The organism is Streptomyces sp. NPDC056738 (genome assembly GCF_042790435.1).
Classification (GTDB): Bacteria; Actinomycetota; Actinomycetes; order Streptomycetales; family Streptomycetaceae; genus Streptomyces.
Genome location: NZ_JBHTZF010000008.1, coordinates 234541 through 246734, shown reverse-complemented (window position 1 = coordinate 246734; position 12194 = coordinate 234541). Strand labels below are relative to the sequence as shown.

At 71.4% G+C, this 12194-nt stretch carries 10 protein-coding genes and 1 pseudogene; 9 read left to right on the top strand and 2 right to left on the bottom strand.

The window, feature by feature from the left end; all coding sequences use genetic code 11:
• The first annotated feature begins 109 nt into the window (after window positions 1-109).
• From ACFRIC_RS22615 to ACFRIC_RS22590, 6 genes are all read left to right on the top strand, one after another.
• On the top strand, window positions 110-595 hold the full coding sequence (locus ACFRIC_RS22615; protein ID WP_382788436.1) for a PaaI family thioesterase: 486 nt from the start codon (window positions 110-112) through the stop codon (window positions 593-595).
• 132 nt (window positions 596-727) lie between these two features.
• Complete coding sequence (locus ACFRIC_RS22610) at window positions 728-1372, top strand: DUF1345 domain-containing protein (protein ID WP_382788434.1); 645 nt, start codon at window positions 728-730, stop codon at window positions 1370-1372.
• A 119-nt stretch (window positions 1373-1491) separates the two neighbouring features.
• A complete protein-coding gene (locus ACFRIC_RS22605; protein ID WP_382788432.1) occupies window positions 1492-2562 on the top strand; it encodes a Dyp-type peroxidase in 1071 nt (356 codons plus the stop codon).
• Window positions 2559-3455 (top strand): family 1 encapsulin nanocompartment shell protein, encoded by an 897-nt coding sequence (locus ACFRIC_RS22600; RefSeq protein ID WP_382788430.1) that lies wholly within the window; start codon window positions 2559-2561, stop codon window positions 3453-3455. The genes ACFRIC_RS22605 and ACFRIC_RS22600 overlap by 4 nt, the downstream gene beginning before the upstream one ends.
• 236 nt (window positions 3456-3691) lie before the next feature.
• Window positions 3692-6259, top strand: a complete 2568-nt coding sequence (locus tag ACFRIC_RS22595; RefSeq protein ID WP_382788428.1) for an ATP-dependent Clp protease ATP-binding subunit — start codon at window positions 3692-3694, stop codon at window positions 6257-6259.
• 103 nt (window positions 6260-6362) lie between these two features.
• Window positions 6363-6641: a hypothetical protein gene (locus ACFRIC_RS22590; RefSeq protein WP_382788426.1), complete on the top strand. Its 279-nt coding sequence runs from the start codon at window positions 6363-6365 to the stop codon at window positions 6639-6641.
• A 105-nt stretch (window positions 6642-6746) separates the two neighbouring features.
• Here ACFRIC_RS22590 and ACFRIC_RS22585 read toward each other — a convergent pair whose 3' ends face one another.
• A complete protein-coding gene (locus ACFRIC_RS22585; RefSeq protein WP_382788424.1) occupies window positions 6747-7211 on the bottom strand; it encodes a GreA/GreB family elongation factor in 465 nt (154 codons plus the stop codon).
• 180 nt (window positions 7212-7391) lie between these two features.
• Between ACFRIC_RS22585 and ACFRIC_RS22580 the strand changes: the two genes are divergently transcribed.
• From ACFRIC_RS22580 to ACFRIC_RS22570, 3 genes and pseudogenes are all read left to right on the top strand, one after another.
• Entirely contained in the window at window positions 7392-7469 is a 78-nt protein-coding gene (locus tag ACFRIC_RS22580) for a 50S ribosomal protein bL37 (RefSeq protein WP_382788762.1), read from the top strand.
• A 13-nt stretch (window positions 7470-7482) separates the two neighbouring features.
• Window positions 7483-9795 (top strand): FdhF/YdeP family oxidoreductase, encoded by a 2313-nt coding sequence (locus ACFRIC_RS22575; RefSeq protein ID WP_382788422.1) that lies wholly within the window; start codon window positions 7483-7485, stop codon window positions 9793-9795.
• A gap of 118 nt (window positions 9796-9913) precedes the next feature.
• Window positions 9914-10570, top strand: a pseudogene (locus ACFRIC_RS22570) (phosphatase PAP2 family protein); the annotation flags it as partial.
• Between the two features lie 289 nt (window positions 10571-10859).
• Here ACFRIC_RS22570 and ACFRIC_RS22565 read toward each other — a convergent pair.
• On the bottom strand, window positions 10860-12194 hold the full coding sequence (locus tag ACFRIC_RS22565; protein WP_382788420.1) for a glutamate-1-semialdehyde 2,1-aminomutase: 1335 nt from the start codon (window positions 12192-12194) through the stop codon (window positions 10860-10862).

Here is a 12194-nt window from a genome sequence, read left to right as displayed (position 1 = left end):
TAGGCTGACTGTGAGATTGACATCCAGGTGTCGCGCTGGCTAGCTTCGGTCGTACCGGCTGACTGTGAAAAACAGAGTCAGCTCGCCGAACGGGGAGTGTGGGAGAACCATGGGCAGGTCTCGTACGTACGACTGGGAGGACCCGGCCGTCTCCGCGGCCGCCGTAGCCCGGTACAGCGGTCTCGACTTCCTCCGCGAGATGCAGGCCGGACGGCTCCCCGCGCCGCCGATCTCCGCGACGCTCGGCATGACGCTCGAAGAGGTCGAGCACGGCCGGGTGGTCTTCTCCCTGGTCCCCGGGGAGGAGCACTACAACCCGATCGGAAGCGTCCACGGAGGCATCTACGCCACCCTGCTCGACTCGGCGGCGGGCTGCGCTGTGCAGTCCGTGCTGCCCCACGGCACCGGCTACACCTCGCTCGACCTGAACGTGAAGTTCCTGCGCCCGGTCACCGTGGACACCGGCAGGGTCCACGCCGTCGGCACCGTCCTGAACAGCGGCCGCCGCACCGCGCTCGCCCAGGCGGAGCTCTTCGACGCCTCCGGCCGGCTGCTCGCCCACACCACCAGCAGTTGCCTGCTCTTTCCCGTCTGACCCCCGTCGCCCCGCCCGTTCGTGCCGCAGCCCCGCCCGTTCGCGCCGGCCGGCCGGCGGCCCCGGGGCGCAGGAGTGCCGGGCGTCGCCGGGCAGGCGGGACTCCGCGGACATGCCCTAGCGTGACGGCGTATGAGGACCAGCCTGCCGAGACTGCCCCTGGACGCCGTTCCGCGCCTGATCATCTCGTTGCTCCTCGGTGCCGCGGTCGGCGTGGCCGTCGGCTTCTCGAACGACGTCTTCCTGGGTCTGCTGGCCGGGATCGCCGGGACGGAGCTGTTCTTCGTCCTGGCGGGCTGGGTGGTGCTGTGGCCGATGAGCGCCGAGGCGACCCGCGGCAGCGCGTGCCGGGAGGACCTGCGCCCGCTGACCGACGAACTCGTCGTGGTCGCCGTCGCCCTGTGCGGGCTCGGCGCCATCGCGCTGCTGCTCCTGCGCGGCGGCAGGTCCGGCCACGGTGACGCGGCGGCCGTGACCGCCCTGTGCGGAGTGTTCCTGGCCTGGGCCGCCCTCCACCTGATGTACGCCACCCGTTACGCCTACCTGTACTACGACGGGAACGGCGGCATCGACTTCAACACGGACGACCCGCCCGCGTACCGCGACTTCTTCTACTTCAGCTACAACCTCGGGATGACCTACCAGGTGTCCGACACCAGCGTCTCCAGCGCGCAGATTCGCTCGATCGTGCTGAGGCACTGCCTCCTGTCGTACGTCTTCGGCACCAGCATCCTCGCCACGGCCATCAACGTCGTCGTCGGACTCGTGAGCGGCTGACCCCGGCGGAGGAGCGGTCCGTTCTGGTGCGGTTTGCCCCAGAACCCAGCAGGATGGGAGGAAGAACCGTCCGGTCCGTGCGCGACGGACACCTCCGCGTCCCATGAGGAGGCCGACTCTTGGCCGAGCCACAGGCTGTGATCTCCCGACCGGCCAGGGCCACGGTGTTCCTCGTGGTCACCGTCACGCCGGGGCACGAGGACACGGTCCGCGGTCTGCTGGAGGACGTCTCCGGACTGCGCCGCTCCGTCTCCTTCCGGGCCCCGGCCGACGAACTGGCCTGTGTCGTCGGCATCGGATCGGCCGTCTGGGACCGGCTGTTCAGCGGTCCCCGTCCCCGGGAGCTGCACCCGTTCGTGGAGTTGACCGGCAGACGCCACCGGGCCCCGGCCACGCCGGGAGACCTCCTCTTCCACCTCCGGGCCCGCCGCCAGGACCTCTGCTTCGAACTGGCCCGGCTCATCGTGGAACGGCTGGAGGGCGCGGCCACGGTGGTCGACGAGGTCCACGGGTTCAAGTACTTCGACGAGCGCGACCTGCTCGGCTTCGTCGACGGCAGCGAGAACCCCGAGGGCCCCGCGGCCGTCGACGCCGTGGTCGTCGGCGACGAGGATCCCGCTTTCGCGGGCGGCAGTTACGTGATCGTCCAGAAGTACCTGCACGACCTGCGGACCTGGAACGCGCTGCCGTCGGACGAACAGGAACGGGTCATCGGGCGCACGAAGCTCGCCAACACCGAACTCCCCGACGAGATCAAGCCGGCCGACTCCCACGTCGCCCGCAACACCGTCACCGACGAGAACGGCGACGAACGCAAGATCGTGCGGGAGAACATGCCGTTCGGCACCCTGGGCGAGGGCGAGTTCGGCACCTTCTTCATCGGCTACGCGCGCACCCCCGAGGTGACCGAGCAGATGCTGCGCAACATGTTCCTCGGAGACGCCCGGGCCGCGCACGACCGCATCCTCGACTTCTCGACCGCGATCACCGGCTGCCTCTTCCACGTGCCGCCCGCCGGCTTTCTCGACGACCTCCCCGCCGCCCCCGGCGAGCGGGAGGAGGACGGCGGCGCGGCGGACCCCGACGCCGTGACCGGCGAGCCCGCCCCCGGCCCCACCCCCGCGGACGGCGAGCCCGCCCCCGCGAACGGCTCACTGGGGATCGGCAGCCTCAAAGGAGTCCGCACATGACGACCGCACCCGACGCCATCACCCCCGGCGCCGCCGGCACCGGCAACCTGCACCGCGAACTCGCACCCGTCACCCCCGCCGCGTGGAACGAGATCGAGGACGAGGCGCGCCGCACCTTCCGGCGCAACCTCGCCGGCCGGCGCGTCGTGGACGTCACGGGCCCCGACGGGCCGGTGCTCGCCGCCGTCGGGACCGGCCATCTGTCCCGCATCGACGGGCCGTCACCCGGTGTCGCGGCCCGGCTGCGTCAGGTTCAGCCCCTGGTCGAGCTCACCGTGCCGTTCCGGGTGAGCCGCGACGCCGTGGACGACGTGGACCGGGGCGCCCAGGACTCCGACTGGCAGCCGGTCAAGGACGCCGCCCGGACCATGGCGTTCGCCGAGGACCAGACCGTCTTCAACGGATACGCGGCGGCCCACGTCGAGGGCCTGCGCGCCCGTACGTCCAACCCCGTGCTCCGTCTCCCCGCGGAGCCCCGCGACTTCCCCGACGCCGTCAGCCACGCCCTGAGCACCCTCCGGCTGGCCGGCGTGCAGGGCCCGTACGCACTGCTGCTGGGCGCGGAGGCCTACACGGCGGTCAGCGAGACCTCCGACCACGGTTATCCCGTCGCCGCCCACCTCGGCAGACTGCTCGACGGCCGGCTGATCTGGGCCCCCGCCGTGGAGGGGGCCTTCCTGCTCACCACCCGGGGCGGCGACTACGAACTGCGCCTCGGCGAGGACCTCGCCATCGGCTACACCGCCCACGACGCCACGGGCGTCGACCTGTACTTCCGCCAGACCCTGACCTTCCTCGTCCACACGGACGAGGCCGTCGTGGCACTCGACCCGTCGACCGCCACGGGCGGGGACACGAACGGGGACGGCGACCCCGGCAGGGGAGCGGTCTGAACCCGGCGGACGCACGCGTGCCACCCCGGCGGGGCGGGCACGCGCGCCGGTCCGCGGGCCCGGCCGGATCCGGTTTTCCGGCGCTCGCCAACACCCCCTTCCCTCCGTCGAGTTCCGCCGTCGCAGGGATGAACACGCAGGCCAGGGCACGTGCGGCGGCGGCGGCCGCTCCGGTTGCGGAGCAATAGGCGCCGCGAAATGGTGGAAAGAACTCGTTGCCGCACCGGGAGCTGTCCATGTCGATGTCGTCCTACGGTTTCGGCTCGTCCGACCCCTTCGGTGAACTGCTGAACCGCTTCTTCGGGATGTCGCCCGCGTCGTCTCCACCGGCCGTGCAGCGCGTCCCCATCGGACGGCTGCTGACGGAGTCCTCGCAGGAACTCCTGAACCTGGCCGCACAGCGCGCCCAGCAGGACGGGACCTCCGACCTCGACACGGAGCACCTGCTCTGGGCCGCCACGAAGGTCGAACCCGCGCGCTCGCTGCTGGCCCGCGCGGACGTGGACCCCGACGCCCTCGCGGCCCAGCTCGCCGAGGTCCTCCCCCGGGAGAGCAGCGAACCGTCCTCGGAGCCGGGCCTGACCCCCGCGGCCAAGCGCACCCTCGCCGCCGCGTACGCCCGCTCGCAGGCGGCCGGTGTGTCCTACATCGGCCCCGAGCACATCCTCGCCGCGCTGCTCGGCGACGCCGACACCGGCGCCGCCCGGCTGCTGCGCGCCGACGGACAGGACGCGCAGAAACTGGCCGGTCTCACGGAACGCACGGCCCGTCCCGAAAACCGCGCGGCCGAGCCCGACAAGCCCGCCACGACCCTCGACGAGTTCGGACGGGACCTGACCGAGGAGGCCAAGGCCGGCAAGCTGGACCCGGTCGTCGGACGCGCCGAGCAGATCGAGCAGACCATCGAGATCCTCTCCCGGCGCTCCAAGAACAACCCGGTGCTCATCGGCGAACCGGGCGTCGGCAAGACCGCGATCGTCGAAGGCCTCGCCCAGCGCATCGTCTCCGGCGACGTCCCCGACACCCTCAAGGGCAAGCGTGTCGTCTCCCTCGACCTGTCCGGCATGGTGGCGGGAGCCCAGTACCGCGGACAGTTCGAGGAGCGGCTGAAGAAGGTCATCGAGGACGTCCAGGCGTCGGACGGGGAGATCGTTCTCTTCATCGACGAACTGCACACGGTCGTCGGCGCGGGCGCGACGGGCGAGGGCTCCATGGACGCGGGCAACATGCTCAAACCCGCCCTGGCCCGCGGGGAACTGCACGTGGTGGGCGCGACGACCATCGACGAGTACCGCAAGTACGTCGAGAAGGACGCCGCGCTCGAACGCCGCTTCCAGCCGGTGATGGTGCCCGAGCCGTCGGTCGAGGAGACCGTGCAGATCCTGGAGGGGCTGCGCGACGCGTACGAGGCGCACCACCAGGTCCGCTTCGCCGACGGCGCCCTGGCCGCCGCGGCGGAACTGTCCGACCGCTACATCAGCGACCGGTTCCTGCCCGACAAGGCGATCGACGTGATGGACCAGGCGGGCGCCCGGGTGCGGCTGCGCAGCGCCGTCCGTTCGACCGAGGTCGCCGAACGCGAGGACGGCATCGCGAAACTGCGCCGCGAGCGCGATCAGGCCGTGGCCGCCGAGGACTTCGAGCGCGCGGGACAGCTCAAGGGACGGATCGCCGAGGCCGAGGGCGAGCTCGCGGGCATCGAGGAGCGGCGCGCCGGTGTCGTGTCCGTGACCGCCCGCGACATCGCGGACATCGTCTCCCGTCGCACCGGCATCCCGGTGTCCCAACTCACCGCCAGCGAGAAGGAGAAGCTCCTGAAGCTGGAGGAGGAGATGCACGCCCGGATCGTCGGCCAGGACGAGGCGGTCACCGCCGTCTCGCAGGCGGTACGCCGCAACCGGGCCGGCATGGGCGATCCGAACCGCCCCGTGGGTTCCTTCCTCTTCCTCGGCCCCACCGGCGTCGGCAAGACGGAGCTGGCCAAGACCCTCGCCGAGCAGTTGTTCGGCGACGAGAGCCGCATGGTCCGCTTCGACATGAGCGAGTTCCAGGAGAAGCACACGGTCGCCCGTCTCGTCGGCGCGCCGCCCGGATACGTCGGCTACGACGAGGCGGGGCAGTTGACTGAGAAGGTCCGCAGACAGCCGTACAGCGTCGTCCTGTTCGACGAGGTGGAGAAGGCGCACCCCGACGTCTTCAACACGCTGCTCCAGATCCTCGACGACGGGCGCCTGACGGACGGTCAGGGGCGCACCGTCGACTTCCGGCACTGCGTCGTGATCATGACGTCCAACATCGGGGCGCACCGGATCCTGGACCACAAGGGCGATGTGTCCGATCTCAAGGACGCGTTGATGGACGAGCTGCGGACCCGGTTCCTGCCCGAGTTCCTGAACCGCATCGACGACATCATCATCTTCCACGGCCTGAAGGAGGACGATCTGGCGCAGATCGTCGAGCACCTCCTCGGCCGGAGCGAACGCCGGGTGCACGCGCAGGGCATGAAACTGGAGGTGACCGAGGCGGCCAAGAAACTGCTGATCGCCCATGGTCATCAACCGGAGTTCGGCGCGCGCCCGCTCCGGCGCACGATCCAGACGGAGCTCGACAACGGCATCGCGGAGCTGCTGCTCGGCGGCGAGGCCGAACCCGGCGACACGATCGTCGCCGAGGACCGGGACGGCTCGGTGCGCTGCGTCGTGCGCAAGGGCGCCGCGGCCGGCGCCCCGGACGGCGGACCCGCGGATGACGGCGCGGAGGCGGGGCGGGGGAGCGCGGAGCCCGCCGGCGACAGGGGGAAGTGACCGACGTACGAACGTACGACGAACGACGGGACGGAGGACTCCTGCACACCGAGGACGTACCCGGGCTCGCGAGACGCCGGGTAGTCGTTTGAGGAGGCTGCGCATGACGCACCACAAGTCCAACCGGGCTGTCGAAGGCGATCCGGAGCACGCCCACAACAGGGGCATGCCCCTGCGGTGCGACGACGACGAGCTCTACGCACGGACGGTCCGCGAGCGGAGGGAAGCGGGGCTGCTCGCCGGGCCCATGGACGATCCCGAGGCCGCCTACCGGCGCGAGCGCGTGGAGATCGACCTGGAGGTGGGCTCCGGCCGGATCCCGACGGGCGATGTCACCCGGCGGGACCGGGCCCCCTATCCGCCCTCCAGTTACGGGGACTGAACCCGGGGACCGAACCCATCGCGGGGCACGAACGCACCGGGGGACTCCGGACCGCGGATCCTCCGGTCGGCCGCTGCCCCGCCGTCCGCCGCACGACGCGGCGAACTATCCGCCCAGGGAGACCACGACCGCGCTTCCCGGTCCGTCGGGTGCCTGGAAGTCCACCGTGTCGCCCGCCCGCCGGCCGAGGAGCGCGCGTCCGAGCGGACTGTCGGCCGTGACGAGCGTGCGGTCCAGCACCGCGGCGCCCTCGCCGATCTGGACGGTGTCCGTCGTGCCGTCCGCGAACCGGACGGTGACCGTACTGCCCACGCCGACCGTGTCCGTGGGCGGGGGACCCGCCACGTCCGCCCCGGCGAGCCGTGTGGTGATCTGCGAGATCCGGTCGTCCAGGCGCCGCAGGTCGTCCGCGCGCTGCAACTCGTCGGCCGCGTCGGCGTGGTCGCCCACCTCCGCGTCCGAGTCCTGGAGGGTCGCCGCGACCGTCGAGCGTTCGGTGCGCAGGTCGGCGAGTTCCTGCTCCAGTGCCTGCCGGGCGGCCTCGCTGATCGGTGCCGGTTCGCTGGCCATGCCTGCTCCTCGGTGTGCGCAGTCTGAGTCGAATGGGAGTGATATCAGCATATCCACGCCGGTTTGTGCACTCACGAGTCGGATCGCGGGGGTATGTGATGTATGGAATCGTGGGTCACCGGAGTCCAGGACGCTTCGCGCTGTCCTGCGCGTGCGTCACGAGTGAGCCAGGGAGGTCCCATGTCCTCGAAGCGCCGCCGGAAGAAGAAGAGCCGCCGCAAGCACGCCGCGAACCACGGAAAACGACCCCAGTGCTAGCTCGGTGAGACTCTTGAACGCATCCCAGAACGGACAGGACGGCCGGGTGCCCCACGTCGGGCCCGACCCGCAGGGCGAACCGGAATTCCATCCGTACCACCACCCGGCCGCCGGCTGGGGTGCGGCCAAGAGCGTGAGCCAGTTCCTCGTGCGGGAACGCGCGCTGGTGGACGGCCCCCGTGCGATCATGCGCATGAACCACGAGAACACGGGCTTCGACTGCCCGGGATGCGCGTGGCCCGACGACACCAAGGGCCTGCACCTGGACATCTGCGAGAACGGCATCAAACACGTCACCTGGGAGATGACCGGCAAGCGGGTCGGCCGCGAGTTCTTCGCCGCGCACTCGGTGGCCGAGCTGTCCGGCTGGAGCGACTACGACCTGGAGGACCAGGGCCGGCTGACCGAACCGATGGTCTACGACCCGGAGTCGGACCACTACGTGCCGATCGCCTGGCGCGACGCGTTCGAACTCGCCGGGCGCGCGCTGCGCGAACTCGACGACCCCGGCCAGGCCTCCTTCTACACCTCGGGACGCCTGGGCAACGAGGCCACGTTCCTCTACCAGCTCCTGGCCCGCGAACTGGGCACCAACAACCTGCCCGACTGCTCGAACATGTGCCACGAGGCCAGCGGGCGGGCGCTGACGGCATCGCTCGGCACCGGCAAGGGGACCGCCGACCTCAAGGACTGGGAGACCACCGACGCCCTGTTCATCATGGGTGTCAACGCCGCCTCCAACGCGCCCAGGATGCTCACCGCCCTGGCCGAGGCCTACCACCGCGGCGCCCAGATCGTGCACATCAACCCCCTGGTCGAGGCCGCCGCCACCCGGACCATCGTCCCGCACGACTTCACGGACATGGCCGTCCTCAAGTCCACCCGGACCAGCACCCTGAACCTCCAGCCGCGCATCGGCGGCGACATGGCGCTCGTACGGGGGATGGCGAAGGCGATCCTGGAGCAGTCCGCGACGGACCCCAAGGCCCTGGACCAGGAGTTCATCGACCGGCACACGGCGTACTTCGACAAGTACCGCGCGGTGTGCGAGGCCACCACCTGGGACGCCATCGAGCGGCAGTCCGGGGTCGGCCGGGACGGCATCCTCAAGGCGGCCCGCGTGTACCGCGACGCCGACCGCTCCATCATCAGCTGGTGCCTCGGCGTCACCCAGCACGAACACGGCGTCGACACCGTACGGGAGATCGTCAACCTCCTTCTGCTGCGGGGCAATCTGGGCCGTGAGGGCGCCGGTCCCTCACCGGTGCGCGGGCACAGCAACGTCCAGGGCAACCGGACGTGCGGCATCGACCACCGGCCGGCCGAGGAGTTCCTGGACCGGCTCGGCGAGGTCTGCGGGATCGACCCGCCCCGCGAGCACGGCATGGACACCGTGGCCACCATCCGGGCCATGCACCGCGGCGACGTGAAGGTGTTCGTCGGCATGGGCGGCAACTTCGCCCTCGCCGCGCCCGACACCCCCTACACCTACGCGGCCCTGCGCAATTGCGACCTCACGGTCCAGGTGAGCACCAAGCTCAACCGCAGCCACCTCGTGCACGGCCGCCGGGCGCTGATCCTCCCCTGCCTGGGCCGGACCGAGAAGGACCACCAGCGCGGCGGCGTCCAGAGCACCTCGGTCGAGGACTCGATGAGCATGGTCCACCTGTCCATCGGCATGAAGCGCCCCGCCTCGAAGGAGCTGCTGTCCGAACCCGCGATCATCGCGGGCATCGCGCGTGCCGCCCTCCCGGACAGCGGGACCCCGTGGGAGTGGTACATCGAGGACTACGACCGCATCCGCGACACGATGGCCCGGGTCCTGGACGGGTTCGAGGACTGCAACCGGCGGGTCCGCCTGCCGCTCGGGTTCCGGATCAAACAGCCCGCCCGCGAACTGGTCTTCCTCACCCCGTCGGGCCTGGCCGAGTTCTCCGCGGCCCCGCTGCCCGACGTGATCCCCGAACCCGGCACCCTGGCCCTCGGCACCATGCGGTCCCACGACCAGTGGAACACCACCATCTACTCGGACAACGACCGCTACCGGGGCGTGAAGAACCTGCGCACGCTGGTCTTCATGAACGAGGACGACATGCGCGAACGCGGCATCTCCGAGTTCACCCCGGTCGAGATCGTCAGCACCGCCAAGGACGGCAGCCACCGCAGTCTCGACGGCTATCTGGCCATCCCCTACGACATCCCCCGCGGCTGCGCGGCGGGCTACATGCCCGAGATGAACGTCCTCTGCGCGATCGGCGACTACAGCCTCCAGAGCGACCAGCCCTTGATGAAACACGTCAAGGTCACCATCGCTCCGTCCGGTTGAGACTTCGCCAAGTGTTGACTCGCTCCTTACCCGGGCGCCGATGCGCCGCGCCCGCGTTGTTGGTTAGGGTGACAAAGGCTCGCGTACGGGCCGACTCGGACACAACGGGGGTTCGTCGGTGGGGAGTTGGCGTCACGCGGAAGTCGCCGTGGTGCCCCCGGCGCTCCGATTACGGCTCGGGCTGATCGCGGTCCTCGCCGCGTCGACGGTCCTCGCGCTCGGGGTCCTGTACGCCGGCGACAGCGAGCCGGGACCGGTGGACGAGCGGATCGGGACGGCGGCCTACGACGTGGGCTCGCCGTGGCGGCGGGTCGCCCTGGCGCTGGACTTCCTGGGGGAGCCCGCGGGGGCGACTGCCCTGGTCGTGATCCTCATGGCGGGCTGCCTGCTCCTCCGGCGCCCCCGCGCGGCGGCGCTCGTCGCCGCCGGCGCCGCAGCGGCCGTGGTCACGGCGACGCTGCTCAAGTCCCTGGTGGGACGCACCATTCACGGCGACGGGAACCTGTCCTACCCGAGCGGGCACACCGCCTTCGCCACCGCCCTCGCCCTCGCGGTGGCCCTGACCGCGACCGACCGGCTCGGCCTCGGCAGGACCGCCGGCACCGCACTCGTGCTCGGCGCCGCGCTGACCGCCGGTACCGCCATGGGCTGGGCCCAGGTCGCCCTCGGCGCGCACTACCCGACCGACGCCCTCGGCGGCTGGTGCACCGCGATCGCGGTGGTGCCGGCGGCCGCGTGGCTGGTCGACCGGACGGCCGACCGCATGACCGGCCGGGCGGTCGGCCGGACGGTGGACCGCCGGAGCGACGGGACGACGCGCCGGCCGCCGGCCGGCCGCCCCGCGAACCTGCCGCCTGCCGACCGCATGGAGGACCCGAGAGCCGGCCGCGCGGCGGACCGGAACTCCGGCCACACGGCGCACCGTACGGCCGACCGCACCACGGAGCGGAGAGCCGGCCGGTCAACCGGCGCGCGGACCGGCCGGATCGCGGGACGGACGGCCGGTCACCCGGCCGACACCGGTCGCCGGGAGGTGCGCTGACGCCATGTCACCTCACCTCATGTCACGCCAGACGGCGGAACACGGGCTTCACCGGGCGACCGGCGAGCCAGGGGGTGGGATCGGCGGCGTCGAGTGCCTTGCGGTACACCGCGCACGCCTGGGCCACCACGTCGACCGTACGATCGATGTCGGCGTCCTCCAGCGCGCTGCTCACCACGAACGACGGGGCCAGGACCCCGCCCGCGAGGAGCCGCCGCAGGAACAGGGTGCGGTACTCCTGCGAGGGCTGCCCGTTCTCGTCGAGCGTGGCGAAGACCAGGTTGCTGGCCCGGCCCCGGACGACGAGATGGTCGCCGACGCCCATGCTGGCGGCGGCCTCGCGGACACCGGCGGCCAGCCGCTCGCCGAGGGCGTGCAGCCGCGCGGTGACGCCCTCCTCCGTGTAGACGGTCTGGACGGCCATCGCGGCCGCCAGCGAGTGCGTCTCGGCGCCGTGCGTGGTGGACAGCAGGAACACCCGCTCGCCCGAGTGACGCAGCCCGCCCAGCTCCATCAGCTCACGGCGCCCGGCCAGCGCGGAGACGGCGAACCCGTTGCCCAGCGCCTTGCCGAACGTCGAGAGGTCCGGGACGACGCCGTACAGGCCCTGGGCGCCCGCCTCCGACCAGCGGAAGCCCGTGATCATCTCGTCGAAGACCAGGACACAGCCGTACCGGTCGGCCAGCTCGCGCAGCCCGGCGAGATAGCCGGGCGGGGGCTCGGTCTGGGCGGCGGGTTCGAGGATCAGGCAGGCGACCTCACCCTCGTACCGGGTGAGCATCTCCTCCGTGGCGGCCAGGTCGCCGTAGGGGAAGGTCACGGTGAGCTCGTTGGTCTCCGCCGGGATGCCGGCGGACATCGGCGTGGTGCCGATGAACCAGTCGTCGACCGAGAAGAACGGATGGTCGGCGCAGATCGCCACCCGCGGACGCCCGGTGGCGGCGCGGGCCAGCCGCACCGCCGCGGTGGTCGCGTCGGAGCCGTTCTTCGCGAACTTCACCATCTCGGCGGTCGGCACCGTGGCCAGGAAGCGTTCCGCGGCCTGGACCTCCAGGATGGACGGCCGCACGAAGTTGCTGCCGCGGTCGAGTTCGCGGCGGGCCGCCTCGGTCACACGCGGGTGCGCGTGACCGAGGCTGACCGAGCGCAGACCGGAGCCGTACTCGATGTAGCGGTTCCCGTCGACGTCCCACACGTGGGCACCGCTGCCGTGGCTGATGACCGGGGCCACGTTGTCGGGGTACTGGTCGTCGCCCTTGGCGTAGGTGTGCGCGCCCCCGGGAATCATGGCGTGCAGCCGTTCGTTCGCGGTCCGCGAGCGGGGCAGGAGGAGTTCTTGGGTGTCTTCGGTTGGCAC